The 26,795-nt window shown below is 62.5% G+C and carries 31 protein-coding genes; 23 read left to right on the top strand and 8 right to left on the bottom strand.

Annotated elements, in window-relative coordinates; translation table 11 throughout:
- Positions 1–2: 2 nt before the first annotated feature.
- Positions 3–548 carry an RNA pyrophosphohydrolase gene (locus tag AADV58_RS04615; protein ID WP_028994949.1) on the bottom strand — a complete coding sequence of 182 codons (546 nt, stop codon included), beginning with the start codon at positions 546–548 and terminating at the stop codon, positions 3–5.
- Between the two features lie 124 nt (positions 549–672).
- Here AADV58_RS04615 and AADV58_RS04610 point away from each other — a divergent pair, with 124 nt between their 5' ends.
- Entirely contained in the window at positions 673–2,403 is a 1,731-nt protein-coding gene (locus tag AADV58_RS04610) for a proline--tRNA ligase (RefSeq protein ID WP_341744186.1), read from the top strand.
- Entirely contained in the window at positions 2,391–3,005 is a 615-nt protein-coding gene (locus AADV58_RS04605) for a lytic transglycosylase domain-containing protein (RefSeq protein ID WP_028994947.1), read from the top strand. Before AADV58_RS04610 ends, AADV58_RS04605 begins: the two co-directional genes overlap by 13 nt.
- Here AADV58_RS04605 and ffh read toward each other — a convergent pair whose 3' ends face one another.
- Complete coding sequence (gene ffh, locus AADV58_RS04600) at positions 3,006–4,385, bottom strand: signal recognition particle protein (RefSeq protein WP_028994946.1); 1,380 nt, start codon at positions 4,383–4,385, stop codon at positions 3,006–3,008.
- Between the two features lie 29 nt (positions 4,386–4,414).
- Between ffh and AADV58_RS04595 the strand changes: the two genes are divergently transcribed.
- The 14 genes from AADV58_RS04595 to slmA all read left to right on the top strand — a co-directional run bounded on the left by AADV58_RS04595 (position 4,415) and on the right by slmA (position 16,583).
- A complete protein-coding gene (locus tag AADV58_RS04595; protein ID WP_028994945.1) occupies positions 4,415–5,254 on the top strand; it encodes a cytochrome C assembly family protein in 840 nt (279 codons plus the stop codon).
- A 1-nt stretch (position 5,255) separates the two neighbouring features.
- A complete protein-coding gene (locus tag AADV58_RS04590) occupies positions 5,256–6,563 on the top strand; it encodes an HlyC/CorC family transporter (RefSeq protein ID WP_051295367.1) in 1,308 nt (435 codons plus the stop codon).
- 44 nt (positions 6,564–6,607) lie between these two features.
- Complete coding sequence (pilB, locus tag AADV58_RS04585) at positions 6,608–8,323, top strand: type IV-A pilus assembly ATPase PilB (protein ID WP_028994944.1); 1,716 nt, start codon at positions 6,608–6,610, stop codon at positions 8,321–8,323.
- 13 nt (positions 8,324–8,336) lie between these two features.
- Complete coding sequence (locus AADV58_RS04580; RefSeq protein ID WP_028994943.1) at positions 8,337–9,569, top strand: type II secretion system F family protein; 1,233 nt, start codon at positions 8,337–8,339, stop codon at positions 9,567–9,569.
- Complete coding sequence (locus AADV58_RS04575) at positions 9,566–10,417, top strand: prepilin peptidase (RefSeq protein WP_424243832.1); 852 nt, start codon at positions 9,566–9,568, stop codon at positions 10,415–10,417. The genes AADV58_RS04580 and AADV58_RS04575 overlap by 4 nt, the downstream gene beginning before the upstream one ends.
- A gap of 70 nt (positions 10,418–10,487) precedes the next feature.
- A complete protein-coding gene (locus AADV58_RS04570; RefSeq protein WP_028994941.1) occupies positions 10,488–10,739 on the top strand; it encodes an FmdB family zinc ribbon protein in 252 nt (83 codons plus the stop codon).
- Positions 10,739–11,353, top strand: a complete 615-nt coding sequence (locus AADV58_RS04565) for a DUF502 domain-containing protein (protein WP_028994940.1) — start codon at positions 10,739–10,741, stop codon at positions 11,351–11,353. The genes AADV58_RS04570 and AADV58_RS04565 overlap by 1 nt, the downstream gene beginning before the upstream one ends.
- Positions 11,354–11,372: 19 nt before the next feature.
- Entirely contained in the window at positions 11,373–13,172 is a 1,800-nt protein-coding gene (gene aspS / locus AADV58_RS04560; protein ID WP_028994939.1) for an aspartate--tRNA ligase, read from the top strand.
- A 3-nt stretch (positions 13,173–13,175) separates the two neighbouring features.
- Positions 13,176–13,538: a ribonuclease domain-containing protein gene (locus AADV58_RS04555; protein ID WP_341744185.1), complete on the top strand. Its 363-nt coding sequence runs from the start codon at positions 13,176–13,178 to the stop codon at positions 13,536–13,538.
- A complete protein-coding gene (locus AADV58_RS04550) occupies positions 13,535–13,900 on the top strand; it encodes a barstar family protein (RefSeq protein WP_051295366.1) in 366 nt (121 codons plus the stop codon). Before AADV58_RS04555 ends, AADV58_RS04550 begins: the two co-directional genes overlap by 4 nt.
- Positions 13,900–14,364, top strand: a complete 465-nt coding sequence (gene nudB, locus AADV58_RS04545; protein WP_028994936.1) for a dihydroneopterin triphosphate diphosphatase — start codon at positions 13,900–13,902, stop codon at positions 14,362–14,364. Before AADV58_RS04550 ends, nudB begins: the two co-directional genes overlap by 1 nt.
- Positions 14,365–14,412: 48 nt before the next feature.
- Positions 14,413–15,300 (top strand): acetylglutamate kinase, encoded by an 888-nt coding sequence (argB, locus tag AADV58_RS04540; protein WP_028994935.1) that lies wholly within the window; start codon positions 14,413–14,415, stop codon positions 15,298–15,300.
- A gap of 3 nt (positions 15,301–15,303) precedes the next feature.
- A complete protein-coding gene (locus AADV58_RS04535) occupies positions 15,304–15,945 on the top strand; it encodes a pyrimidine 5'-nucleotidase (RefSeq protein WP_341744184.1) in 642 nt (213 codons plus the stop codon).
- Positions 15,946–15,980: 35 nt separating this feature from the next.
- Complete coding sequence (gene slmA / locus AADV58_RS04530; RefSeq protein ID WP_341744183.1) at positions 15,981–16,583, top strand: nucleoid occlusion factor SlmA; 603 nt, start codon at positions 15,981–15,983, stop codon at positions 16,581–16,583.
- A gap of 51 nt (positions 16,584–16,634) precedes the next feature.
- Here the strand turns inward: slmA and hemB are convergent, their stop codons facing one another.
- Together hemB and yihA are read right to left on the bottom strand one after the other, a co-directional pair.
- The gene (gene hemB, locus AADV58_RS04525; RefSeq protein WP_341744182.1) at positions 16,635–17,636 is read right to left on the bottom strand and encodes a porphobilinogen synthase; all 1,002 of its coding nucleotides are present in this window, start codon (positions 17,634–17,636) and stop codon (positions 16,635–16,637) included.
- A gap of 98 nt (positions 17,637–17,734) precedes the next feature.
- Positions 17,735–18,433 carry a ribosome biogenesis GTP-binding protein YihA/YsxC gene (yihA, locus tag AADV58_RS04520; RefSeq protein ID WP_028994931.1) on the bottom strand — a complete coding sequence of 233 codons (699 nt, stop codon included), beginning with the start codon at positions 18,431–18,433 and terminating at the stop codon, positions 17,735–17,737.
- A 108-nt stretch (positions 18,434–18,541) separates the two neighbouring features.
- On the opposite strand from yihA, the gene AADV58_RS04515 reads away from it, so the two are divergent.
- The 5 genes from AADV58_RS04515 to AADV58_RS04495 all read left to right on the top strand — a co-directional run bounded on the left by AADV58_RS04515 (position 18,542) and on the right by AADV58_RS04495 (position 22,198).
- Positions 18,542–19,177: a c-type cytochrome gene (locus tag AADV58_RS04515; RefSeq protein ID WP_028994930.1), complete on the top strand. Its 636-nt coding sequence runs from the start codon at positions 18,542–18,544 to the stop codon at positions 19,175–19,177.
- A 105-nt stretch (positions 19,178–19,282) separates the two neighbouring features.
- Positions 19,283–19,714: a CBS domain-containing protein gene (locus AADV58_RS04510; protein ID WP_028994929.1), complete on the top strand. Its 432-nt coding sequence runs from the start codon at positions 19,283–19,285 to the stop codon at positions 19,712–19,714.
- A gap of 2 nt (positions 19,715–19,716) precedes the next feature.
- Positions 19,717–20,565, top strand: a complete 849-nt coding sequence (locus AADV58_RS04505; RefSeq protein WP_028994928.1) for an HDOD domain-containing protein — start codon at positions 19,717–19,719, stop codon at positions 20,563–20,565.
- A gap of 53 nt (positions 20,566–20,618) precedes the next feature.
- On the top strand, positions 20,619–21,542 hold the full coding sequence (gene msrP / locus AADV58_RS04500) for a protein-methionine-sulfoxide reductase catalytic subunit MsrP (RefSeq protein ID WP_341744181.1): 924 nt from the start codon (positions 20,619–20,621) through the stop codon (positions 21,540–21,542).
- 2 nt (positions 21,543–21,544) lie between these two features.
- Positions 21,545–22,198 (top strand): protein-methionine-sulfoxide reductase heme-binding subunit MsrQ, encoded by a 654-nt coding sequence (locus AADV58_RS04495; RefSeq protein ID WP_341744180.1) that lies wholly within the window; start codon positions 21,545–21,547, stop codon positions 22,196–22,198.
- On the opposite strand, the gene AADV58_RS04490 is transcribed toward AADV58_RS04495, so the two are convergent.
- Positions 22,195–23,079 (bottom strand): methyltransferase domain-containing protein, encoded by an 885-nt coding sequence (locus AADV58_RS04490; RefSeq protein WP_341744179.1) that lies wholly within the window; start codon positions 23,077–23,079, stop codon positions 22,195–22,197. The genes AADV58_RS04495 and AADV58_RS04490 overlap by 4 nt on opposite strands.
- A complete protein-coding gene (gene bioB / locus AADV58_RS04485) occupies positions 23,076–24,059 on the bottom strand; it encodes a biotin synthase BioB (RefSeq protein WP_281981151.1) in 984 nt (327 codons plus the stop codon). Before bioB ends, AADV58_RS04490 begins: the two co-directional genes overlap by 4 nt.
- 115 nt (positions 24,060–24,174) lie before the next feature.
- Here bioB and AADV58_RS04480 point away from each other — a divergent pair, with 115 nt between their 5' ends.
- Together AADV58_RS04480 and trmL are read left to right on the top strand one after the other, a co-directional pair.
- On the top strand, positions 24,175–24,849 hold the full coding sequence (locus AADV58_RS04480; RefSeq protein ID WP_028994923.1) for a ComF family protein: 675 nt from the start codon (positions 24,175–24,177) through the stop codon (positions 24,847–24,849).
- Between the two features lie 42 nt (positions 24,850–24,891).
- Positions 24,892–25,356, top strand: coding sequence for a tRNA (uridine(34)/cytosine(34)/5-carboxymethylaminomethyluridine(34)-2'-O)-methyltransferase TrmL (gene trmL, locus AADV58_RS04475; protein WP_028994922.1), 465 nt, complete (start codon positions 24,892–24,894; stop codon positions 25,354–25,356).
- 9 nt (positions 25,357–25,365) lie between these two features.
- Here trmL and AADV58_RS04470 read toward each other — a convergent pair whose 3' ends face one another.
- Entirely contained in the window at positions 25,366–26,355 is a 990-nt protein-coding gene (locus AADV58_RS04470) for an NAD(P)H-dependent glycerol-3-phosphate dehydrogenase (protein WP_028994921.1), read from the bottom strand.
- Positions 26,352–26,789 carry an SH3 domain-containing protein gene (locus tag AADV58_RS04465; protein ID WP_028994920.1) on the bottom strand — a complete coding sequence of 146 codons (438 nt, stop codon included), beginning with the start codon at positions 26,787–26,789 and terminating at the stop codon, positions 26,352–26,354. Before AADV58_RS04465 ends, AADV58_RS04470 begins: the two co-directional genes overlap by 4 nt.
- Positions 26,790–26,795 lie beyond the last annotated feature (6 nt).

Here is a 26,795-nt window from a genome sequence, read left to right as displayed (position 1 = left end):
GCTCAAGCTCCATCTTCCCGAGGCAAATCGGAAGTTTCGGACTCCCCCCGCCGGGGACCACGCGGATGTCGACGGTCCTGCTCCAGGAAGCGCACCAGTTCGTTCAAGGCCTGCTGGTAGACACCGCGCTTGAACTCGATCACCGCGTCGAGCGGCACCCAGTAATCATTCCAGCGCCAGGCATCAAACTCCGGCTTGGCCGTTGCACGCAAGCTGACATCGCTGTCGCGCCCGACAAGGCGCAACAGGAACCAGATCTGCTTCTGGCCTTTGTACGACCCGCGCCATTCGCGCTTGATCCATTGATTCGGCACTTCATAACGCAGCCAGCCCTTGGTCCGCCCGAGAATGCGCACGTGCTCGGGACGTAGCCCGACCTCTTCGTGCAGTTCCCGGTACATCGCTTCTTCGGGGGTTTCACCCCGCTTGATGCCACCTTGTGGAAACTGCCAGGAATGTTCACGTATGCGCTTGCCCCAGAAGACCTCGTTTTTGGCGTTGCAAAGAATGATGCCGACGTTCGGGCGAAAGCCTTCGCGGTCGAGCATAGAAAACCTGCTAAAAATATTGGGTTACCTGAATTCTTTCACAAAGGACGTCGATACGCAAAAAAGCGGCAAACCAGCGGCTCCGTGTAAAATTCGATTTTTGCCACGAATTCAAGAGCATCCCATGCGCACTACGCAGTTCTTCTTCACCACCCTCAAGGAAGCCCCGGCCGACGCCGAAGTCATCAGCCAGAAAATGATGCTGCGTGCCGGTTACATCAAACGCTCCGCCGCCGGCATCTATACGTGGATGCCGCTCGGCCTGCGCGTGCTGCGCAAGGTCGAGAACATCGTCCGCGAGGAAATGAACGCCGCCGGCGCACTGGAGCTGCTGATGCCGGCCGTACAGCCGTTCGAACTGTGGGAAGAATCCGGGCGCGGCCCGGCCTACGGCCCGGAACTGCTGCGTTTCAAGGACCGCCACCAGCGCGATTTCGTGATCGGCCCGACGCACGAGGAAGTGATCACGGATGTTGTCCGTCGCGACGTCAAGAGCTACCGCCAGTTGCCGATCCACCTCTACCAGATCCAGACCAAGTTCCGCGACGAAATCCGCCCGCGCTTCGGTGTCATGCGTGGTCGCGAATTCCTGATGAAGGACGGCTATTCCTTCCACACCTCGTTCGACGACCTGGTCCGTGAATACGGCAACATGTACGGCACCTACAGCCGCATCTTCACCCGCCTCGGCCTGAAGTTCCGCGCCGTCGCGGCCGACACCGGCTCGATCGGCGGCGACGGGTCGCATGAATTCCACGTCCTGGCCGATTCCGGCGAGGATGACATCGCCTTCTGCCCGGACTCCGATTACGCGGCCAACGTCGAACTCGCCGAAGCCGTCGCCCCGGCGACGCCACGTGCCGCCCCCGCCAAGACCATGGAAAAGATCGCGACCCCGGGCAAGATGGCCTGCGCCGACGTCGCCGAATCCCTGGCGGTGGATGTCCGCAACATCGTCAAGAGCATCGCCGTCGTCAGCGAGCAGGAAGACGGTGGCAAGAAGTTCGCGCTGCTGCTGCTGCGTGCCGACCACGAACTGAACGAGATCAAGGCCGGCAAGATCGCCGCACTCGGCGCCTTCCGCTTCGCTTCCGATGGTGAAGTCCAGGAATACCTCGGCTGCGTCCCGGGCTATATCGGGCCGGTCGGCGTCGACGCCAGCAAGGTCAGCGTATTTGCCGACCGCACGGTCGCCGCGATGAGCGACTTCGTCTGCGGCGCCAACGAAGCCGGCTTCCACCTCAGCGGCGTCAACTTCGGCCGCGATCTGCCGGAGCCGGAAGTCTTCGATATCCGCAACGTTGTCGCCGGCGACCCGTCGCCGGACGGCAAGGGCGTGCTCGACATCTGTCGCGGCATCGAGGTCGGCCACATCTTCCAGTTGCGCACCAAGTACGCCAAGGCCCTGAACTGCGCCTTCCTGGACGAACAGGGTAAAAGCCAGATCATGGAGATGGGCTGCTACGGCATCGGCGTCTCGCGCATCGTCGGCGCCGCCATCGAGCAGGGCAATGACGACAAGGGCATCATCCTGCCGCCGTCTATTGCCCCGTTCGCCGTCTGCATCGTACCCATGGGTTACCACAAGAGCGAAGCCGTCAAGGTCGCTGCCGACCAGCTCTACGCCGACCTGAAGCAACTCGGCATCGATGTCGTGCTCGATGACCGCAACGAGCGCCCCGGCGTCATGTTCGCCGACATGGAGCTGATCGGCATTCCGCACCGCGTGGTCATCGGCGAACGCGGCCTGAAGGACGGCCAGTTCGAGTACAAGGGCCGCACCGACGCGGAAGCGACGATGGTCGCCCAGGGCGAGATCGTTGGCCTGCTGCAAGGGAAGCTGTGCGCGGCCTGATCGGCCTGCTGTTACTGCTCGGGGCATCGGCCGTCCACGCCGGTGCCCAGCAGTACGAACCGATGGCGGCCAGCGTCCGGGCCGCCCTGCACGCCGCCGTTTCCGACAGCCGGCCGCCGGCGAGTTCCTTCCGCACACCACTGGAGGCCGCCGACTGGCTGGGCGCAATGTCGCAGCGACTGGAAAAGCGCATCCCCGACCGCGACTACCGGATCGACCTGTTGCGCAGCATTCATTACGAAGCGACCCGCGCCGGCCTCGATCCGCAGCTGGTGCTCGGCCTGATCCAGGTCGAATCAGGATTCCGCAAATATGCCGTGTCCTCGGTCGGCGCCCGCGGCTACATGCAGGTCATGCCGTTCTGGATCAAGGTCATCGGCCAGCCGGACGACAACCTGTTCGACATGCGCACTAACCTGCGCTACGGCTGCACCATCCTGCGCCACTATCTGGATATCGAAAAAGGCGACCTCTACCGCGCACTGGGCCGCTACAACGGCAGCCTGGGCAAGGCCGAATATCCGAACATGGTGCGCGCCGCCTGGCACAAGCAGTGGCATTACGACGCCAGCCCGAGCGGGCTGAGCGCCGTCAATCGCTGATCAGCGGCCGAAACCGCCCATTCCCCCCAGGCCGCCGGGCAGCATGCCCTTCATGCCGCGCATCAGCTTGCCCATGCCGCCCTTGGAAAACTGCTTCATCATCTTCTGCGTCTGCTCGAACTGATTTAGCAGACGATTGACTTCCTGCACCTGAACGCCCGCCCCCATGGCAATGCGCCGCTTGCGACTGGCCTTGATCAGTTCCGGCTTGGCCCGCTCGGCCGGCGTCATCGAATTGATGATGCCCTCGACCCGACCGATCATCTTGTTCTCGGCCCCGGCCGGCAACTGACCGGCCGCCTGGGCGAACTGCGCCGGCAGCTTGTCCATCAGCGAACCGAGACCGCCCATGGCGCGCATCTGGCCGATCTGCGCCTTGAAATCGTTGAGATCGAAGCCCTTGCCGGACTTGAGCTTCTTGGCGAAGGCCAGCGCCTTTTCCTCGTCGATGCCCTTCTTCGCTTCCTCAATCAGCGACAACACGTCGCCCATGCCGAGGATGCGCGAAGCCATCCGCTCCGGATGGAAGGCTTCGAGACCGGTCAGCTTTTCGCCGACACCGGCGAACTTGATCGGCTTGCCGGTGATGTGACGCACCGACAACGCCGCACCACCGCGCGCGTCACCATCAAGCTTGGTCAGCACGACACCGGTCAGCGGCAGCGCCTCGTTGAACGAGCGCGCCGTATTGACCGCATCCTGACCGAGCATGGCATCGACCACGAACAGCGTCTCGATCGGCTTGATCGCCGCATGCAGGCGCTTAATTTCGGCCATCATTTCTTCGTCGATCGCCAGACGACCGGCGGTATCGACCAGCAGCACGTCATGGTAGTGGCGCTTGGCCCAGTCGATTGCTGCCGTGGCAATGGCTTCCGGCTTCTCGCCGACAGCCGACGGGAAGAAATCGACACCGGCCTGGCCGGCCACCGACTTCAATTGCTCGATCGCCGCCGGACGATAGACGTCACAGGAAACGACCAGCACCTTCTTCTTGTGGTTTTCCTTGAGGAACTTGGCCAGCTTGCCGACCGTGGTCGTCTTGCCGGCGCCCTGCAGACCAGCCATCAGCACGATGGCAGGCGGCTGGGTGTTGAAATTGATGCCTTCGTGGGCGTCGCCCATGATTTTGGTCAGTTCGCCATGAACGACACCGATCAGCGCCTGCCCCGGGTTGAGCGAGCCGATGACCTCCTGGCCGACCGCTTTTTCCTTGACGGCAGCGATGAAATCCTTGACCACGGGCAAGGCCACATCGGCTTCGAGCAGGGCCATGCGCACCTCGCGCAGGGCATCGGCGATATTGGATTCGGTCAGGCGGGCTTCGCCCTTGAGCGTCTTCATGACGCGGGCAAGGCGGGTGGTCAGGTTGTCGAGCATGTCAGATGGGCTTCGAGTAGAATTCGGGAATGGTCGACATTGTAATTCAGCTTCTGCCGCATATCCTCGCCGCCGTCCTTTACGGCGGACTCGGCTTCCATTTCTGGAACACCCGCTGGCGCGACAAGGACGGCCAATGCGTCGCCTGCCCGATGCAGACCTGGGAACGCACCGCTATCGGCATCACCTTGCTGATCCACGGCTTCGGGCTGTTCGGCACCCTACTCAGCGCCGACGGCATGCGCTTTTCTTTCGCCCTGGCGCTGTCGCTGATGATGTGGCTGGCCGTGCTGATCTACTGGCTGGAGAGCTTCATGGCCAGAATGGAAGGCATGCAGCCGATGGTGTTGCCGATCGCCGCGGCCTGCGCCCTGTTGCCGGCGGTTTTCCGTGCTGACCACGTGATCGGCCTGGCCGGCGCCACTGGCTTCCAGTTCCATTTCCTGACCGCCATGCTGGCCTATAGCCTGCTGACGCTGGCCGCCTTGCACGCCATTTTCATGGGCTTCACCGAGAGCGCCCTGCATCGCCGCGTCGTCCGCCGCAGCCTGGCCAGCCTGCCGTCGCTGATGGCCATGGATTCGCTGCTGTTCCGCATGCTGATGCTGGGCTTCATCCTGCTGACGCTGGCTGTCGGCAGCGGCCTGCTGTTTTCCGAAGCCATTTTCGGCAAGCCCCTACACATCGACCACAAAGTCGCCTTCGCCATCGCTTCCTGGTGCATCTTCGCCACCCTGCTGGCTGGGCGCCACTTCTGGGGCTGGCGCGGCAAGCGCGCCTTGCGCCTGACCCTGGCCGGTTTCGGCCTGCTCATCCTGGCCTACTTCGGCAGCCGTTTCGTGATGGAAGTCATCCTCGGCCGCCTCTGAAATGCACGCCATTCCCCTTTCGGTACAACTCGGCATCCTGGTTGGCCTGCTCGCCCTGTCTGGCCTGTTCTCGATGAGCGAGACAACAATGATGGCCGCCAACCGCTTCCGCCTGCGCCATCTGGCGCAAAGCGGCCACCGCGGCGCGCAGAAGGCCATCGCCCTGCTCGACAATACCGACAAGATGCTCGGCGTCATCCTGCTCGGCAACAATCTGGTCAATGCCGCCGCCGCCACCCTGGTCAGCGTCATCGCATTGCAGTTGTTCGGCGAGGAAAAATGGGCGCTCGGCGCCGGCACCTTGATCATTACCTTCGCCATCCTGGTCTTCTCGGAAATCACGCCGAAGATCATCGGCGCCACCTACGCCGACCGCCTGGCCCCGATCATCGCCTACATCCTGACGCCCTTGCTGCGCATCTGTTATCCGATCATCTGGTTCGTCAACCTTTTCGCCGCCGCCATCCTGCGTATGCTCGGTTTGTCGCTGCGTCCTTCCGCCGAAGCCAGCCGTCTTTCGCCAGAAGAGTTGCGCAGCCTGGTGCTGGAATCATCCAACGTCATCCCGAAGAAACACCAGGCCATCCTCGGCAGCCTGTTCGATCTGAATGCCATCACCGTCGAAGACATGATGACGCCGCGCGGCAATATCGAGATCCTCGATATCGAACAGGAATGGGAGGCGGTGCATCAGCAACTGATGACCAGCCACCACAGTCGCCTTCCTGTCTGTCGGGGGTCGCTCGATCATCTGGTCGGCATCCTGCCGGTACGGCGCCTGCTGTCGGGCGTCGGCTCGACCGAATTCGATGAGAGCGCGCTGCTGGCACAGGTTCAGCCTGCCTATTACATCCCGGCCGGTACCGCAGTCTTCTCCCAATTGAGCTTTTTCCAGGAAAACCGCCAGCGCATCGGTTTCGTCATCGATGAATACGGCGAAATCCTGGGCCTGCTGACCCTTGAGGACATCATTGAAGAAATCGTCGGGGACTTCACCACCTCCGGCACAGGAACAGACAATGATCTTGAGTGGGATGAAGACGGCAGCATCGTCGTAGAAGGTGCACGCCCCTTGCGTGACCTGAACCGCATGCTCGACCTGGACTTTCCGCTGGACGGCCCGAAGACCCTGAACGGACTGATTCTGGAACATTTCCAGGACATTCCGGAAGCCGACGTCAGCCTGAAGTTGAACAATATTGCCGTCGAAATACTGCAAACCCAGAATCGTAGTGTGGTTACTGCACGTATTTATCGGCCCGTAACACCCGAAACCCCTGACAGTCTTTACAAAGAACCGGTCACGTAGCATCATCGGGCGATCCAGACGGCATCCGACATCCCCGAATCTCCATGGCAGCAACTCCGCAAAACTCCCCGCTCAGCGGCCTCGCCCGCGCCCTTGTCCAGGCCGGCCGCCTGAAAGAAGGCGAAGCCGAGGAGTTGGCACAACAGGCCCTGGCGGCGAAGTTGCCCCTGATCGAACAGATCATCGTTGCGAAAAAGGCGACCTCGCTTGAAATTGCGCGCTTCTCGGCAGAAACCTTCGGTTATCCATTATTTGACCTCGATGCCATCGACGAACGTCACATTCCTCAGGATGCCATTGACCGCAAGCTGATCGCCACCCACAAGGTCGTGCCGCTGAACAAGCGCGGCAATCGCCTCTCGGTGGCCATCGCCGACCCAACCAACCTGCGGGCGCTCGATGAAATCCGCTTCCAGACCGGACTGACCGTCGATCCCATCGTCGTCGAGCACCCCAAGTTACTACCGCTGGTTGCCAAATTCTCGGAATCGGCATCCGATGCGCTCAAAAATCTGGCCGACGATGACATCAACCTGGACTTTCTCGACGAGGAAGCCGCAGGAAAAACCGATGAAGCAAGCGCTCAGGAGATCGACGACGCACCAGTCGTCAAGTTCATCCAGAAGATGTTGCTTGACGCCATCAACGACGGCGCTTCCGATATCCACTTCGAGCCTTACGAAAAGTACTACCGGATCCGTTTCCGGGTCGACGGCATTCTCCGGGAAGTTGCGACACCACCATTGGCAATCAAGGAAAAGATCGCCTCGCGGATCAAGGTCATCTCGCGCCTGAACATCGCCGAAAAGCGGGTCCCGCAGGATGGCCGGATGAAACTGGTGCTATCCAAGTCGCGGGCCATCGATTTCCGGGTCAGCACCCTGCCAACGCTGCAGGGCGAAAAAATCGTGCTGCGTATTCTTGATCCGGCCTCAGCCACGCTCGGCATCGATGCGCTTGGCTACGAACCCGAACAGAGGGCGGTCCTGCTCGACGCCATCAACCGCCCTTACGGCATGGTTCTGGTCACCGGCCCAACAGGTTCCGGCAAGACCGTTTCGCTCTACACCTGCCTGAACATCCTCAATAAGGATGGCGTCAACATTGCCACGGCCGAGGATCCCGCAGAAATCAATCTGTCAGGCATCAATCAGGTCAACGTCGACGACCGCGCTGGCCTGACCTTCCCGGTGGCTTTGAAGGCCTTCCTGCGCCAGGATCCGGACATCATCATGGTTGGTGAAATCCGTGACCTGGAAACCGCAGAAATCGCCATCAAGGCAGCCCAGACCGGCCACATGGTGCTGTCCACGCTGCACACCAACGATGCGCCGCAGACATTGACCCGCCTGATGAATATGGGCGTACCGACCTTCAATATCGCCTCCAGCATCCTGCTGATCACCGCACAACGACTGGCCAGGCGCCTGTGCAACTGCAAGCAGCCCATGCATGTTCCCGAACAAGCCTTGCTCGACGCCGGCTTCAAACCGGAGGACCTTGACGGCAGTTGGACGCTGTATGGCCCGCACGGCTGCGAACGCTGCAAAGGGAGCGGCTACAAGGGACGGGTCGGCATCTATCAGGTCATGCCGGTCAGCGAAGCCATGCAGCGCCTGATCATGAGCGGGGCAACCGCTCTCGACCTGGCCAACCAGGCGCGCGCAGAAGGGGTCAAGGACCTGCGCGAATCCGGCCTGCTCAAAGTGAAACAAGGACTGACCTCGCTCGATGAAGTGCTGAGCACGACGAACGCCTAAAAAGGATAGCGGAATGGCAAGCCTAGCGAAAACAAAGACATCTGCCGTCAAGGAAAGCACGTTTCAGTGGGAGGGTCGCAACAAAGACGGAAAAATCGTTCGCGGTGAATTGCGCGCCGCCACCGAAACCGTCGTCCAGAACACTTTGCGTCGCCAGGGCATCACCAATGCCAAGATCAAGAAACTGCGTTTCAAATCGGGCGGTAGCGTCTCAGACAAGGACATCACGCTGTTCACCCGGCAACTTGCCACGATGATGAAATCCGGCGTTCCCCTGCTTCAGTCCTTCGACATCGTCGGACGCGGCCACTCCAACCCGGCCGTCGGCAAACTGCTGCTCGACATCAAGTCCGACGTCGAGACCGGCAGCTCACTATCCCAGGCATTCCGCAAATACCCGCTGTACTTCGACGCGCTGTTCTGCAACCTGATTTCCGCCGGCGAACAAGCCGGTATTCTCGACTCGCTGCTCGACCGCCTGGCCACATACAAGGAAAAGATCCTGGCGATCAAGAGCAAGATCAAGAAAGCATTGTTCTACCCGATCGCCATTATTATCGTTGCCTTCGTCATCACCGCCGTGATCATGATTTTCGTGATTCCAGCTTTCAAAGAGCTGTTCACCAGCTTTGGTGCCGATCTACCACTCCCGACCCTGGTGGTCATGACCATCTCGGATTTCTTCGTTGCCTGGTGGTGGGCCATCTTTGGCGCCATTGGCGGCGGCATCTATGCCTTCCTGCAAAGCTGGCGGCGTTCTGAAAAAATCCAGATGATCATGGACAGACTGCTGCTGCGCCTGCCTATTTTTGGCGAGCTCGTCCGTAAATCAATCATCGCACGGTGGACGCGGACTCTATCTACCATGTTTGCGGCAGGCGTACCCTTGGTCGAATCACTGGAGTCCGTTGGCGGCGCCGCCGGTAATCATGTTTACAGACAGGCGACACGTCAGATTCAGGGAGAGGTTTCAACTGGCACCAGCCTAACTGTCGCCATGCAGAATGCCAACATCTTCCCCAACATGGTCACCCAGATGGTCGCTATCGGCGAAGAATCAGGCGCGCTCGACTCAATGCTCTCAAAAGTTGCTGACTTTTTCGAACAGGAGGTTGATGACTCCGTAGAAGCTTTATCAAGCTTGATGGAGCCAATCATCATGGTCGTCCTGGGCACCTTGATTGGCGGCATGGTTGTTGCCATGTATCTACCGATCTTCAAGATGGGCGCGGTGGTCGGCGGATGATGCCGGAAACCCTGGGCGGGCTCGTGCTCGCAGCCGGCCTGCTGGGACTGTGCATCGGCAGTTTCCTGAACGTGGTCATCCATCGCCTGCCCAGGATGATGGAAAGCGACTGGCAACGCCAATGCGCAGAATTGCGGGGCGAGGCCGTCGATGCCGCAGAGGCCTTTAATCTCGCGCACCCCCGTTCTCGTTGCCCACATTGCGGCCATCGGATCAGTGCGCTGGAAAATATCCCCCTACTCAGTTACCTGCTGATCCTGCGTGGCAAATGCTCCGGCTGCTCAGCCCCGATATCGCTGCGCTACCCGCTGGTGGAGGCGCTGACCGGCGCGCTGTCCGCCTACGCGGTCTGGCACTTCGGTTACACAGCTGCCGCTGTCGGCGCACTGCTACTGGTCTGGGCGCTGATCGCACTGACCTTCATCGATTTCGACACGCAACTGCTGCCGGACAGCATTACCCTGCCCCTGCTCTGGCTCGGCCTGGCATTCAATCTGGCCGGCACTTACACCACCATCGATCAGGCGGTCATCGGCGCAATGGCGGGCTATCTCGTCCTGTGGAGCATTTTCTGGCTGTTCAAGCTGGCGACCGGCAAGGAGGGCATGGGCTACGGCGACTTCAAACTGCTGGCCGCACTCGGCGCCTGGCTGGGCTGGCAATCGCTGCCAGCGGTCATCCTGCTTTCATCGCTGGTCGGCGCCATCGTCGGCATCTGCCTGATCGTGCTCGCCCGACACGGTCGCAACGTCCCCATCCCCTTCGGCCCCTACCTGGCCGCGGCAGGACTGATCGCCCTTTTCTGGGGGCAAACGCTGACGGAAAGCTATCTCGGCATTGCCTATTGAAAACGGAATTGCCGACCCGATATAAAGGGAAAGCTCTTTCGGTTACAATTCAAGGTTTTGGAGGATTCCCATGCCGATTTACGAATATCGCTGCGACTCCTGCGGTTTTCAAAAGGAACACCTGCAGAAACTGAGCGATGCGCCGCTCACCGCCTGCCCGTCCTGCGGCCAGGAAAGCTATGCCAAATTGCTGTCGGCCGCCGGCTTCCAGCTCAAGGGCAGCGGCTGGTACGCCACCGACTTCAAGGGCGGTAGCGCCCCCAAGACCCCACCGCCCTGCCAGACAGGCGAAGGAAGCTGTTCATCGTGCGTGGCCAGCTGATCAAGCGCTATTTCATCACCGGACTGTTGATCTGGGTCCCGCTGGTCATCACGGCCTGGGTCCTGTCGGTCATCGTCAATACGCTTGATCAGACACTACACCTGTTGCCGGAAGTCCTGCATCCGCGCAACCTCTTCGGCTTCTCCATTCCCGGGGTCGGCGCCCTGCTGACCCTGGCGATCATCCTGTTTACCGGCCTGCTCGCCGCCAACTTCATCGGCGAAAAGCTGGTCCGCTGGTGGAATGCCCTGCTCTCCCGCATTCCTGTAGTCAACTCGGTCTACAAGGCGGTCAAGCAGGTTTCCGACACGCTGTTCGCACCAAACGGCAATGCCTTCCGCAAAGCCCTGCTGGTCCAGTACCCGCGTCATGGTGCCTGGACCATCGCCTTCCTGACCGGCCGACCCGGCGGCGACATCAAGAATCACCTCGACGGTGACTATGTCAGCGTCTATGTCCCGACCACACCGAATCCCACCTCGGGCTTTTTCCTGATGATGCCAAGGGCTGATGTCGTCGAACTCGACATGACGGTCGACGAAGCCCTCAAATACATCATCTCGATGGGTGTCGTGGCGCCACCGCCGCGTGCCCGTATCGTTACCCCTACTTAAGCAACCCCACGGAATCTCCATGCGTACCCATTACTGCGGACAACTCAACGCCGGCCTCGACGGCCAGATCGTCACCCTGTGCGGCTGGGCCCATCGTCGTCGCGACCACGGCGGCGTCATCTTCATCGACTTGCGCGACCGCGAGGGCCTGGCCCAGGTCGTCTGCGACCCGGATCGTGCTGACACTTTCAAGATCGCCGAATCGGTGCGCAACGAATTCTGCCTGAAGATCACCGGCAAGGTGCGTCCGCGTCCGGCCGGCACGACCAACGCCAACCTGGCTTCCGGCGAGATCGAAATCCTCTGCCATGAAATCGAAGTCCTGAATCCCTCGGTTACGCCGCCATTCCAGCTCGACGAGGAAAACCTCTCCGAGAACGTCCGCCTGACCCACCGCGTCATCGACCTGCGGCGTCCGCAGATGCAGAACAACCTGATGCTGCGCTACAAGACGGCCCGCGCTTTCCGCCGCTTCCTCGACGACAACGGCTTCATCGACGTCGAAACGCCGATGCTGACCAAGTCCACGCCGGAAGGCGCGCGCGACTACTTGGTTCCGTCGCGCGTCCATGCCGGCCAGTTCTTCGCCCTGCCGCAATCGCCGCAGCTGTTCAAGCAGTTGCTGATGGTCGCGGGCTTCGACCGCTACTACCAGATCACCAAGTGCTTCCGCGACGAGGACCTGCGCGCCGACCGCCAGCCGGAATTCACCCAGGTCGATATCGAGACCTCGTTCATGAGCGAGGCCGAGATCACCGCGCTGATGGAACAGCTGATCCGCCGCGTGTTCAAGGAAGCCATCGACGTCGACCTGCCGGAATTCCCGCGCATGACCTACGCCGAAGCCATGCGCCGCTTCGGCTCCGACAAGCCGGACCTGCGCGTCACCCTCGAACTGGTCGATGTCGCCGACGCCTTCAAGGATGTCGCCTTCAAGGTCTTCGCCAACATCGCCAACAGCGAAGGCGGCCGCATCGCCGCCATGCGCATTCCGGGCGGCGCCTCGCTGACCCGCGGCGAGATCGACGAGTACACCAAGTTCGTCGGCATCTACGGCGCCAAGGGCCTGGCCTACATCAAGGTCAACGACGTCACCCAGGTCAATGAAACCGGCCTGCAGTCGCCGATCGTCAAGAACCTCTCCGAAGCCTCGCTGCGTACCGTGCTCGAACGCACCGGCGCCCAGTCCGGCGACCTGATCTTCTTCGGCGCCGACAAGGCCAAGATCGTCAGCGACGCCCTCGGTGCGCTGCGCATCAAGATCGGCCACGAAAAGGGCTTCGTCACCGGCGCCAAGTGGGCGCCGCTGTGGGTCATCGACTTCCCGATGTTCGAGTACGACGACGAGTCCAAGCGCTGGACCGCCTGCCACCACCCGTTCACCAGCCCGAAGGACGAGCACCTCGAATTCCTCGCCACCGATCCGGGCAAGTGCCTGGCCAAGGCCTACGACCTGGCGCTGAACGGCTGGGAACTGGGCGGCGGTTCGGTGCGTATCCACCGCGCCGACGTGCAGGAAAAGGTTTTCGCTGCGCTCAACATCGGCCCGGAAGAACAGCAGGCCAAGTTCGGCTTCCTGCTCGACGCGCTGAAGTACGGCGCGCCGCCGCACGGCGGCCTGGCCTTCGGTCTGGATCGCATCGTCACCATGATGACCGGCGCCGAGTCGATCCGCGACGTGATTGCCTTCCCCAAGACCCAGCGCGCCCAGTGTCTGCTCACCGACGCCCCGTCGGCGGTCGACGAGAAGCAGTTGCGCGAACTGCACGTTCGCCTGCGCCAGAAGGTCGAAACCCAGGTCGAAATCACCCAGGGCTAAACCATGCGTGATCTGCAGCGCTTCCTGATCGTCCTGCTGCTGGCGATCGGAAGCGCTTTTGCCTTCTGGAACGGCAGCAGCGACCGGCAGACGATCGAGGTCGGCCGTCTGCCGCCCGAGGCTCGCGAGACGCTGGCGCTGATCAAGCAGGGCGGCCCGTTCCCGTACCAGCGCGACGGCATCGTCTTCAATAATTTCGAAAAGCTGCTGCCGCTGCAGCCGCGCGGCTACTACCGCGAATACACGGTGAAGACGCCCGGCCGCAAGGACCGCGGCCCGAAGCGCATCGTCGCCGGCAAGGAAGCCGAGTACTACTACACGGAAGACCACTACAAGTCCTTCCGGCGCATCCGGGAGTCGCCATGAAGCCAGCCATGCACGGCGTTTTCCAGCTCGCCGGCGGCCAGACGCCAACGGCGGATGTCACGGTCGACCTGGGAAAATGCACAAAAACTGCTGAACTGCTCCGGCAACTGGGCAAGGCGCTGAGTTTTCCCGACTGGTACGGCGCCAATTTCGACGCCCTCTTCGACTGCCTGAGCGACCCGGATATCCCGGCGCGGATTCATCTGCACGGCCTGAACACCTACGCCCAGCGCCACCCGGATCATTTCGTCGTGCTCGTCGAGGTCCTGCGTGCCGCCTGCGAGGCCCGTGCCGAAGCCGAGGCGCCGCTGACCATCTGGCTCGACGTCGCCGCCGACCTGCCGCTCTGGCCCGGCACGTGATGGCCTACAAGCAGCCGGAATCCGTCCTCGTCGTCATCCACACCCGGGAACTGGAAGTCCTGCTGCTCGAACGCGCCCGCCAGCCCGGCCTGTGGCAGTCGGTCACCGGCAGCCGCGAAGGCGACGAAACGCCGCTCGCCACCGCCCGCCGCGAAGTCCTCGAGGAAACCGGCATTGACTGCCAGCACTATGCGCTCAGCGACTGGCGCATTGAAAACACCTACGAGATCTTCGCCAGCTGGCGCCATCGCTACGCCCCCGGCACCACCCACAACACCGAGCGGGTATTCGCGCTCGAGCTGCCCGGGCGCATCGCCATCGCCACCGCCCCCGACGAGCATCGCGCCCACTGCTGGCTGCCCTGGGAGGAAGCTGCCGAACGCTGCTTCTCATGGAGCAACCGGGATGCCATCCGCTTGCTCTCTGTTCTGGCAATGAGCAAGGCGCCAGGCCCGACACCGTAGCGGGCATTTTCTTTGTACAATCCGCGGCGATCCCTTCTGGAGTTCGCCATGCCCCTAGAAAACCTCAGCCCCGGCACCAAGGCCGCCGTCCTGGCCGAAGCCCTGCCCTACATCAAGCGTTTCCACGGCAAGACCATCGTCGTCAAGTACGGCGGCAACGCGATGACCGACGAGCACCTGAAAAGCTGCTTCGCCCGCGACGTCGTGCTGCTCGAACTGATCGGCTTCAACATCGTCGTCGTGCACGGCGGCGGTCCGCAGATCGAGAACCTGCTGACCCGCGTCGGCAAGAAGGGCGAGTTCATCCAGGGCATGCGCGTCACCGACGCCGAAACCATGGAAGTCGTCGAAATGGTACTCGGCGGCCAGGTCAACAAGGACATCGTCAACCTGATCAACCAGCACGGTGGCAAGGCCGTCGGCCTGACTGGCAAGGATGGCAACTGCATCCGCGCCAAAAAGCTGATGCTGGAAAACAAGGACAATCCGGGCGACCTGATCGATGTCGGCCAGGTCGGTGAGATCACCAAGATCGACCCGTCGCTGATCGACCACCTCGACAAGGCCTCGTTCATCCCGGTGATCGCCCCGATCGGTGTCGGTGACAACGGCGAGACCTACAACATCAACGCCGACGTCGTCGCCGGCAAGATCGCCGAAGTGCTCAAGGCCGAGAAGCTGGTGCTGCTGACCAACACACCGGGCGTGCTCGACAAGGCCGGCAACCTGATCACCGGCATCACGCCCAAGGAGATCGACGAGATGGTCGCCGACGGCACGCTGTCCGGCGGCATGCTGCCGAAGATCGGCTCGGCCCTCGATGCCGCGCGCAACGGCGTCAAGGGCGTGCACATCATCGACGGCCGCGTCGAACACGCGCTGCTGCTCGAAATCCTGACCGACCACGGCGTCGGCACGATGATCAAGTCGCACTAAACCATGCGCGGGGAACGCGTCTGGTTGTTCGACCTCGACAACACGCTGCACAACGCCTCCCCGCACATTTTCCCGCACATCAACCGGGCGATGCGCGAGTACATCGAGCGCTACCTCGGCCTCGACGAAAACGCCGCCAACCGCCTGCGCCAGGATTACTGGCAACGCTATGGCGCGACCCTGCTCGGGCTGATCCGCCACCACGCGATTGACCCGCGCCATTTTCTGCACGAAACCCACCAGTTTCCCGACCTCGCCCGCATGCTGGTGTTCGAGAAGCCGCTGCTACACACGCTCAGGCGCCTGCCCGGGCGCAAGATACTGTTCTCCAACGCACCGCGCGCCTACGCCGAGGCGGTCCTCGAACTGACCGGGCTGGATCGCCACTTCGCCGCGGTGTACACCGTCGAAAGCCTGAAATTCCGGCCCAAGCCGATGCCGCAGGGGTTCCGCACGCTGCTGCGCGCCGAACGCCTGGACCCACGCCGCTGCATCATGGTCGAGGACAGCCTGGCCAACCTCGTCACCGCCCGCAAGCTCGGCATGAAAACCGTGTGGGTGAGTGCTGGCTCTCGCCGTTCGCCCTACGTCGACGTCCAGGTTTCGTCGGTGCTGCAATTGCCGCAACGCTGCGCTCGTCTATAATCCGGGCACAAAAAATTCTTCGAGGGACAACATCGATGGCGACCAAACCGGGCGAACGCCGCCTGCAGATCCTGCAAACCCTGGCTGAAATGCTGGAAACCCCGAAAGGGGAAAAGATCACCACCGCGGCCCTGGCCGGCAAACTGGAATGTTCCGAAGCTGCGCTCTACCGCCACTTCGCCAGCAAGGCGCAGATGTTCGAAGGGCTGATCGAGTTCATCGAGCAGAGCCTGTTCGGCGTCATCAACCAGATCACCGGCGAGGAAGAACGCGGCTTCCGCCAGATCGAACTGATCCTCGGCCTGCTGCTCAACTTCGCCCAGAAGAACCGTGGCATGACCCGGGTGCTGATCGGCGACGCCCTGGTCAACGAGAACGAACGCCTGCAGCTGCGCATCAACGCACTGCTCGACAAGGTCGAAGCGGCGCTCAAGCAGGCCCTGCGCATCGCCGCGACGCAGGAGACGTTCAAGGCCGAGGCCGATTTCGGGGCGCTGGCCAACCTGCTGCGCTGCTACGTCGTCGGCCGCTGGGAACAATACGCCCGCTCCGGCTTCAGCCGCGAACCGCTGGCGCAATGGCCACAGCAATGGCCGATGCTCTACTTCGCCTGCCTATCGCAGGCCGGCGACGCGTAAACGCCAAGGGCGGCCCGTCGGCCGCCCTTTTTGTTTCCCATTAGAACCGGATCAGCCCTTCAGATATTCCGCCGCGTCGAGCGCGAAATAGGTCAGGATGCCGTCGGCGCCGGCGCGCTTGAAGGCGAGCAGGCTCTCCAGCACCACCGCCCGCTCGTCGAGCCAGCCGTTCTGCGCCGCCGCCTTGATCATCGCGTATTCACCGCTGACCTGGTAGGCGTAGGTCGGCACCCCGAACTCGTCCTTGACCCGGCGGACAATGTCCAGATACGGCATGCCCGGCTTGACCATGACCATGTCGGCCCCCTCCTCGATATCGAGGGCGACCTCGCGCAGCGCTTCGTCGCCGTTGGCCGGGTCCATCTGGTAGGTGTATTTGTTGCCCTTGCCGAGATTGCCGGCCGAACCGACGGCATCGCGGAAAGGCCCGTAGAAGCTCGACGCATACTTGGCCGAATACGCCAGAATGCGCGTGTGAATCTGGCCATTACGCTCCAGCGCCTCACGGATGCGACCGACACGCCCGTCCATCATGTCCGACGGCGCCACCACGTCGGCACCGGCTTCGGCATGGCACAGCGCCTGCCGCACCAGGACATCGAGCGTTTCGTCGTTGAGCACGTAACCGCTGTCGTCGATCAACCCATCCTGACCATGACTGGTGTAGGGATCAAGCGCGACGTCGGTGATCACGCCAAGTTCGGGAAAGGCCTGCTTGAGCGCACGCACCGCCCGCGGCACCAGACCCTGGGGGTTGTAAGCCTCCTCGGCGCCGAGCGACTTCAACGGTGCGTCGATCACCGGGAATAGCGCCAGCGCCGGAATACCCAGCTTGACCGCGCGCGCGGCGGTGAGCAAAAGCACGTCGATCGATTGCCGTTCGACGCCGGGCATCGAAACCACTTTCTCGATCCGGCCTTCGCCTTCGAGAACAAAAACCGGATAGATGAAGTCATCGGCCGTCAGCACCGACTCGCGCATCAGGCGCCGCGAAAAATCGTCGCGCCGCATCCGGCGCATGCGGGTTCCGGGAAAGTTGCCAGCCATCGTCATCCCTACCTTCAAAAATAAAACGAAAAATTTAAACCGCCGCGGAACTTTCCGCGTTGACCTGCGTCACATGCACAAGATGGCACGCGCTGTCTCCCGCTTCACCTCCCTGAGCGGGTGCCTTGACCACGTTGAGGCATTTTGGCCCCCGGACTCCCCTTATCCGGGGGCCCTTTCTTTTCCGGCGCCTTTTTTGGCGGCAATTCAATGCCCAGCCAGCCGGCGAGCACCGCTTCCGCCTCCTCGACACCGGTTTTCTTCAGGCTGGAGAAGAGCTGTACGCTGTACGCCCCTTCCCCCCAGCTCGCCAGCTCCGCCTTGACCGCACGCAGCACCTTGGTCTGGTCCTGACGCGACAACTTGTCGGCCTTCGACAGCAGGATGTGGATCGGCCGGCCGGTCGGCCGGAACCAGTCGATCAGGTTGCGATCGAGATCGGTAAACGGCCGGCGGCAATCCATGATCACCACCAGCCCGACCAGGGGGCCACGCCGGCTGAGATAGGGACCGATCAGCCCCTCCCATTGCGTGCGAATCTCTTCTGGCGCCTTGGCATAGCCATAGCCGGGAAGGTCGACGAAATACTTGCCGGCCGCCAGCGTGAAATAATTCAGATGCTGCGTCCGCCCCGGCGTCTTGCTGACGAAGGCGAGGCGGACCCGGCCGGCGAGCGTGTTGATTGCCGATGATTTTCCGGCATTCGACCGCCCGGCGAAGGCCACTTCGCTGATCGCATCGTCGGGAAGATCACGCAGATTGGCAACGGTCGTATGGAAAATCGCGTTCTGGAAGAGAGGCATAAAAAACGCGGAAGACCCGCCTAGGTGAAGGGAAACTGATATAGAATAACAGGTTTGTAACTTCCGTTCCGGCCAAAGCGCCCATTCATGCGCACTAGGAGTTCGAAAATGATTCGTACCGCGGCAATGGCAATCCTGTTTGCCACCAGTTTCGTCACCCACGCTGCCGACCAGGCATCCGCCAAGGCCGACCCGGCCAAGGGCAAGCTCGTCGCAGAATCGATCTGCGTTGCCTGCCACGGCGTCGATGGCAACAGTGCAAGCTCGGCCAACCCGCATCTGGCCGGCCAGATCGAACAGTACATCTACAAGCAACTGGTCAACTTCCAGGCGGTTGATGACAAGCCCGCGGCGCGTGACAACGCCATCATGGCCGGCATGGTTGCCGCGCTGACCGACGAAGACAAGCGCAACGTCGCTGCCTGGTACGCCAGCCAGAAGCTCAAACCGGAAGCAGCCAAGAACGAAGCCAGCATTGCCCTGGGCAAGAAACTGTGGCGCCAGGGTGACTTCAAGAAGGGCATTCCGGCCTGCGCCGGCTGCCACGGCCCGGCCGGTGCCGGCCTGCCGGCCCAGTACCCTCGCCTGGCCGGCCAGTTTGCCGAATACACCGAAGCCCAGCTGAAGGCTTTCCGCGCCGAGGAACGCGCCAACGACCCGGAAAAAATGATGCGCATGATTGCCGCGAAGTTGTCCGACGTCGAAATCAAGGCTGTCGCCGACTACGCTGCCGGCCTGCGCTGAGCCTCGTCAGAAAGCAAGCACAGGGCAGCCTGCGGGCTGCCTTTGTTCTTTCTGACGACCGCGTTTAGACTGTCGTTACCACCAACAAAAACGCGGAGACCGAACATGAAGACACTCAAGCAACTCCTGGCGGAAAAAACCGCCCCGCTGGCCGTCACCGCACCCGACGACACTGTTTACCAGGCGCTCTGCGTCATGGCCGAGCACAACGTCGGCGCCCTGCTGGTACTGCAGGAAGGCAAGCTGGTCGGCATTTTTTCGGAGCGCGACTATGCCCGCAAGCAGATTCGCAACCACCGCTCGTCCAAGGAAACCCCGGTCCGAGACCTGATGAGTTCTCGGGTTGCCTATGTCGGTCTGCAGGCGACCCTTGAGGAGTGCATGTCGCTGATGACGGAAAAGCGTTTCCGCCACCTGCCGGTACTCGATGATCAGGGCCAGGTCCTCGGCATCCTGTCGATCGGCGACCTGGTCAAGGAAACCATCAGCGCCCAGCAATTCCTGATCGAGGAACTCGAGCGTTACATCGCCAGTTGACCATGAGCGCGCACGACAGCATTCACTTCCGCATCCTGGAGGACATCGCCCGCGAACTGTCCGGCGATGTCAATTTCCCGACCTGCCTGGATGCGGCGCTGCTCGTGCGCAACACGCTCAAGGATCCATTCGCCAATCTGGAAAAAGTCGTCCAGGTGGTCGGCGTCGAGCCGCTGATTTCCAGCAAATTGCTGCGCCTGGCCAACTCGGTCAGCTACAACCCCTCCGGCAAGGTCAGCAGCGACCTGGCGATGGCCATCAGCCGCATCGGCTTCGACTCGGTCCGCACCATCTCCCTGGCGGTCGCCATGGACCAGATGCTGAAGTCGCGCAATCTGGCCAATTACGAGAACATTGCCCATAACGCCTGGGCCCACTCGATTCACGTCGCCGCCATCGCCCGGGTGCTGGCCCGCCGCCTCGGCCGGATCAACCCGGATGATGCAATGATGGCCGGCCTGGTGCACGACATCGGCGTCTTCTACCTGCTCTACCGGGCCACCGAATACCCCGAATACCGCAACAATCGCGAAGCCATGCTCGAGTTGCTGGTCGGCTGGCACGAAGGGATCGGCGAAAGCCTGTTGCATGCCCTGGGTATCCCCGAGAGAATCACCGAAGCCATCCGCGATCACGACCGCCTGCAGAATGTCGAGGCCCCCTGCACCGTGCGCGACGTACTCTATTTTGCCAACCTGCTGGCCGGTGGCGACAAGGAGTGGATGGGCAAGGATATCGCCCCGGAAACCCGTGAGCTGCGCGACGCCGACCGCGCCCGCTATCTCGACCTGGTCGAGGAAGCCGAAGAGGACATCGGTGATCTGCGGCTCGCACTCAGTCTGCGTGACTGAACCCAGCCCGGCCAAACGGGTCTCACCTCACTACCAGTCACAGGGAGAACGCGATGTTTCGCTTTCCCACGCCCCCCGCTTCGGAAATCACGCCGAAAACACAATGGTCCCGCCGTCGATTGCTGCTGGCTGCCGGTGCGCTGACCCTGCCGTCGTTCACCCGGGCCAGCCCGAACGACACCGCCCAGCCCTTGCCCTATCGACGCAACCCGGCCTGGGACCCTGACGACAAGCCGACGCCTTTCGACGCCGTCAGCAGTTACAACAACTTCTACGAATTCGGCCCGGACAAGGACAGTCCGAAAGCCAACGCCCAGAGCTTGCGCATTTCTCCGTGGACCGTCACGGTCGATGGAGAAATTGCCCGGCCCCAGACTTTCGACATCGATGAAATCATCCGCTGGGGATTGGAAGAGCGCATCTACCGCCTGCGCTGCGTCGAGGGCTGGAGCGCGGTGATTCCCTGGCTCGGCCTGCCGATGAGCGAACTGATCCGACGAGTTCAGCCGACCAGCAAGGCCAAGTACGCGGTATTCACCAGCCTGGCCGATCCGGCGCAGATGCCCAGGGTGCGCCTGCCTGTCCTGGACTGGCCGTACACCGAGGCGCTGCGCATCGATGAGGCGGCCAATCCACTGACGCTGCTGGCCGTCGGCATGTACGGCAATCGCCTGCCCAGGCAGAACGGTGCGCCGATCCGCCTGGTTGTTCCCTGGAAATACGGTTTCAAGAGCGCCAAATCCATCGTCCGCATCCACTTCGCCGAACAGGCCCCGCGTACCACCTGGAACAAGGCGGCACCGCATGAATACGGTTTCTACGCCAACGTCAATCCGGATGTCGCCCATCGGCGCTGGTCGCAGGAAAGCGAACGCCGCCTGGGGGAATTCCGCAAACGCCCGACCCTGCCCTACAACGGCTACGCCGAACAGGTTGCCCATCTTTACGCAGGCATGGACCTGCGCCGGAATTACTGAGCATGCACCAACAAATCATCACCACGGCCAGAGCCTTGGTCTTCTTCGCCTCGACCCTTCCCCTGGCCTGGCTGGCATGGCTCGCCGCTAGCGACGCCCTGGGCGCCAATCCGGTCGAGACGGTGCAACGGTATACCGGCCTCTGGACACTCAACTTCCTGCTGCTGACACTGAGCGTGTCGCCGTTGCGTGCCATCACCAGCCAGCACTGGCTGTTGCGCCTGCGCCGGATGCTGGGACTATTCACGTTTACCTATGCCTGCCTGCACCTGTTGTCGTTCGTCGGCTTCGACCATGACTTCTCGGCCCAGGCGATTGCCCGCGACATCCTGAAGCGCCCCTTCATCAGCATCGGTTTTGCCGCTTTCGCGCTGCTCGTGCCGCTGGCCCTGACCTCGAATGCCTGGGCGGTCCGCCGGCTGGGCGGCAAACGCTGGCAGGAACTGCATCGCAGCATCTACCTGATCGCCATCCTCGCCTGCCTGCATTTCCTCTGGCTGAGCAAGATCACTGAAATTGCCCAGCCGCTGGCCTACGCCGTACTGACCGGCCTGCTGCTGTGGTGGCGGGTGCAGAACCGCAAGCAGCGGGCCATCCCAGCCCCCCGCACGACTCAGGTCCAGGCCGTCAAGTTCTTCCGCAAACGACCGGATTAACGTCCGCGTTCGAAACGGATGATGGCACGACCATCGGCCGTCTGCCTCGGCCGCGCCTTCCAGGCATGGCCGTAGATGACCTCGAAGGTCGCCGGCAGACGACCGTCGCTGCGCAGGCGCTCGTAGGCCTGGCGCATCGCCGCCAGTCGGCCGGGCGGGGTCAGGCCATGACGGCGCGCCTTCATCGCGCACGCAGAACCCGCCGCACGCAATTCGGCAAACAGCGCGTCAACGCTGTCGTAAGTCAGCGTGATCACTTCCATGTCCATCACCGGGTCGGAGAAACCACACTCGACCAGCATGTCGCCCAGATCGTGCATGTCGGTGAAGCGCTGGGTATGGGCATAGCCGTCGCTGAACGCCGAGCGCAACTCGTGCAGCGTATCCGGCCCCAGCGTCGAGAACATCAGCAAGCCGCCGACCTCCAGCACGCGATGCGCTTCAGCCAGCGCCGGCAAGGGATTGTCGAGCCAGTGCAGGACCAGGTTCGACCACAGCAAGCCAGCCGAACCGCCCGCCAGCGGCAAGCGCTCGACATCGCCACAAATGCGTTGCCCACCCCGCCGGCCCAGGCCGAGCAGGCGCTGCCAGCCGGGACGCGGCTCGCGGCCGGCGACCAGCATCGCCTGCGAATTGTCGAGCGCGAGCACTTCGGCCGCCGGAAAACGCGCCGCCAGACCAGCCAGGCTCGCCCCCCGGCTGCAGCCGAGATCAACGATGCGAGCAGGCGTCAGGCGGACGTAATCGAGGCGCTCCTGCATTCGGCGATCGACTTCGCGGGCAAAAAAATCGCCCCGGTCATAGACGCCGGCAATACGTGAAAACCGCCGCCCGACCTGAGCGGCGTCGACAAAACCGGAGAGCGCGTTGTCGGGGTTCAAACCGCCTTCAGACCAAGGCGGGCGAACAGCCCGTCATCGCGATCGACTTCCGGGTTGCCCGTGGTCAGCAGGTGGTCACCGTAGAACATCGAGTTGGCGCCAGCCAGGAAACACAGGGCCTGCAACTCGTCGCTCATCTCCTGGCGACCGGCCGACAGACGCACCCACGAACGCGGCATGGCGATGCGGGCGGCGGCGATGGTCCGCACAAACTCGAAGGGATCGAGCCGCGGCTTGTCGGCCAGCGGCGTCCCCGGAATCGGCACGAGGTTGTTGATCGGCACCGACTCTGGCGGCGTCGGCAGATTGGCCAGTTGCACGATCAGTGCCGCCCGGTTCTTGCGCGATTCGCCCATGCCGATGATGCCGCCCGAACAAACGTTGATGCCGGCGTCGCGCACCTGGTCGAGCGTATCCAGACGGTCGTCGTGGGTGTGCGACTTGATCACCTGACCGTAGAATTCCTTGTCGGTATCGAGATTGTGGTTGTAGTAATCGAGACCGGCTTCCTTCAGCTTCTCGGCCTGGCCTTCCTTGAGCATGCCGAGCGTCACGCAGGTCTGCATGCCGAGCGCCTTGACCTCGCGCACCATCGCCAGCACCTTGTCGAGGTCGTTGTCCTTGGGACCGCGCCAGGCAGCGCCCATGCAGAAACGCGATGCGCCCTTTTCCTTCGCCGTCTTCGCCGCGGCCACCACCTCGTCGAGCGGCATCAGGCGCTCGCGTTCGAGATCGGTGTCGTAACGTGCCGACTGCGAACAGTAGCTGCAGTCCTCCGAACAACCTCCGGTCTTGACGGAGAGCAAGGTCGAGCGTTGAATGGCATTAGCATCAAAATTCTCGCGATGCACCTGCTGGGCACGGAAAACCAGATCCATCAGCGGCATGTCGTAAAGCGCCAAGACCTCGTCTATCGTCCAGCGATGAACCGGGGTCGTCTGGGCACAGGAGGCGGAAACGGAGAGGGCACTGGATTGCATGAAAAACCTTACAAAAAGTCCTGTTAAATCAACAGCAAACGCTGACGGTAATTATGAATTATCCGAGACGCCGGCGAGGAAGTCAATTTTACCCGAGTCTCCGGCATTCGCGCCGATGCGTGTATGGCAAGGCCTGTTACCGAACAATTGCTTGCTTTGCGCCGGCCTCGCCGGCGACGCCTTGTTGTGCCCGGATTGCCAGAACGACCTGCCGGCATTGCCGGCAAAGCAATGCCCCTGCTGCGGCGAACAGACCACGCATGGCGAGCGCTGCGGCGCCTGTCTGAAGCAGGCGCCGCACTTCGCCGGGGTATACGCCTTGTACCGCTACACCTTCCCGCTCGACCGGCTGATCCAGGCCCTCAAGTACCAGCACCGGCTGCCGCTCGCCGCCTGGTTCGGACGTCAACTGGCCGAACTTGTCCCGGCCGGCGAGCACAACCGGATCATCCCCTTGCCGCTGCATCCGTCCCGGCTACGCGAACGCGGTTTCAACCAGGCCATGGAAATCGCCCGCACGCTCGGCCGCTGCCTGAATCTTCCGGTCGACCACGACAGCCTGCAGCGTTGCCGGGCAACGCCGCCCCAGGCCGGGCTGCCGCTCAAGGACAGACACGGCAACGTGCGCGGCGCCTTCGCCTGCGGCAACGACCTCAGCGGCTGCCGCATCCTGCTGGTGGACGATGTCCTGACCAGCGGCGCCACCGCCGACGAGTGCGCCCGCGTCCTCGCCCTGCACGGCGCGACCAGCATCCACGTCGCCGTCGTCGGGCGTGCGCTGAAGGGCTGAATCCGTGCTTTAATCGCCAGCTTCGTCCAGATCATCCGCACCGTGTTCGCCGTCGTCCTCTACCAGCCCGAAATTCCGCCCAATACCGGCAACATCATCCGCATGTGCGCCAACACCGGGGCCGAACTCCATCTCGTCGAACCGCTCGGTTTCGACCTCAGCGACAAGCATCTGCGGCGTGCCGGGCTGGATTATCACGAGTACGCGCGCATCGTCCGCCACGCCGACTGGCAGGCGTGCCAGGCGGCACTGGCGCCACGGCGCATGTTTGCAATGACCACCCGGGGCAGTCGCAATCTCTATTCCGTCGATTTCCGCGACGGCGACGTCTTCGTTTTCGGTCAGGAAACAGCCGGACTGCCGCCCGACATCCGCGATGCCTTTCCGGCCGATTGCCGGCTGCGACTGCCGATGCGGGCCGGCCAGCGCAGCCTCAACCTGTCGAATGCAGCAGCGGTGACGATTTTCGAGGCCTGGCGGCAGATCGGTTTCGCCGACGCCGTCTAGGCCGGAAGATCAGGCCAGCTCTTCCTTGGGATCGCGGGCCATCAGTTGGTCGACGGCTGCAGCTGCCGTCAGGCGACCGTCGAGGACCGCCGCGACCGCCACGCTGATCGGCATGTCGATATCGAGTTCGCGGGCCAGGCGGTCTGTTTCGCGCGCTGTATACACCCCTTCGGCAACATGCCCGAGGGCCGCCAGCACTTCGGCGAGCGTCTGCCCACGGGCCAGCCCCAAACCGACGCGACGATTGCGCGACAGGTCGCCGGTGCAGGTCAGGATCAGGTCGCCCATGCCGGCCAGCCCCATGAAGGTTTCGCGCTGCCCGCCGAGGGCCACGCCGAGGCGGGCGATTTCGGCCAGACCGCGGGTGATCAGCGCGGCACGCGAATTGAGCCCGAGGCCCAGACCGTCGCAGACACCGGTTGCGATGGCCAGCACGTTCTTTACCGCACCACCGACCTCGACGCCAATCAGGTCATCGTTGGCATAGATGCGCAGGCGGTTGCTGTGCAGCGCCCGTGCCGTTTCTCGGGCGAAGCACGGATCGTTGGCGGCCAGTGCGACAGCAGTCGGCTGGGCGGCAGCCACTTCCTCGGCAAAACTGGGACCGGACAGGGCACCGCAAACCGCATCGTCGCCCAGCACTTCGGCAACGACCTGATGCGGCAGCTTGCCGGTTTCCGCCTCGAAGCCCTTGCACACCCATAGCAGCGGCGTCCGGCAGGAAAGCGCCTTGAGCCGCTCGAGTGTCGGTCGCAGACCGGCGATCGGCGTGGCGATGATGAGCAGTTCGGCCTGAGCGACTGCTGCTGCAAAATCGGTAGACAGCGCAATGCTGTCGGGCAGTCGATAGCCCGGCAGGAAACGACGATTCTCGCGGGTCGCCTCGATTTCCTCGGCGACGTCGGTTTCGCGCGACCACAGGGTCACCGCATGGCTGTCGGCAAAGGCAATCGACAGCGCACTACCCCAGGCCCCGGCACCAATCAACGTCAGCTTCATGTGCCCCAGACCTGAGTGCTGCGGACGAAACCGGTGGCGCCGTCGCGGTGGCGCACCTTCACCCAGCCCGGCGCGCCCGTCGCCAGGTAATCGACGACCAGCCATTTATCCAGGCTGGCGAGCACCGGCGCATCGTCGCGATCGGCCTGGCGCAGTTCGCCACGCGCAGCGATGACCATCACGGTGCGCCGCTCGGCCAGTTGGGCGGCTTCGATCCAGGCCAGCGTGCCCTCGGCATCGCGTACCTTGAACCAGCCTTCCAGGCGGACAACAACCTCGACCGGCGTCTGGGCGCGGATGAGGTAAAGCTTTTTCGCCATTTGCGACGGCGCGTCGTAAAGAATGGCCGCCGGCCCCACGACCGAACGGTAATCGCTGGCCATTGCCGGCAAGGCAAACAGCAGCGCCCACAGGGCGGGAAACAGGCGGCGCATGGTCTG

Source organism: Azonexus hydrophilus (assembly GCF_038368255.1).
Taxonomy (GTDB): Bacteria; Pseudomonadota; Gammaproteobacteria; order Burkholderiales; family Rhodocyclaceae; genus Azonexus; species Azonexus hydrophilus.
The sequence above is the reverse complement of the archived record's forward strand: the minus strand, read 5'-3'. Positions and strand labels throughout refer to the sequence as shown.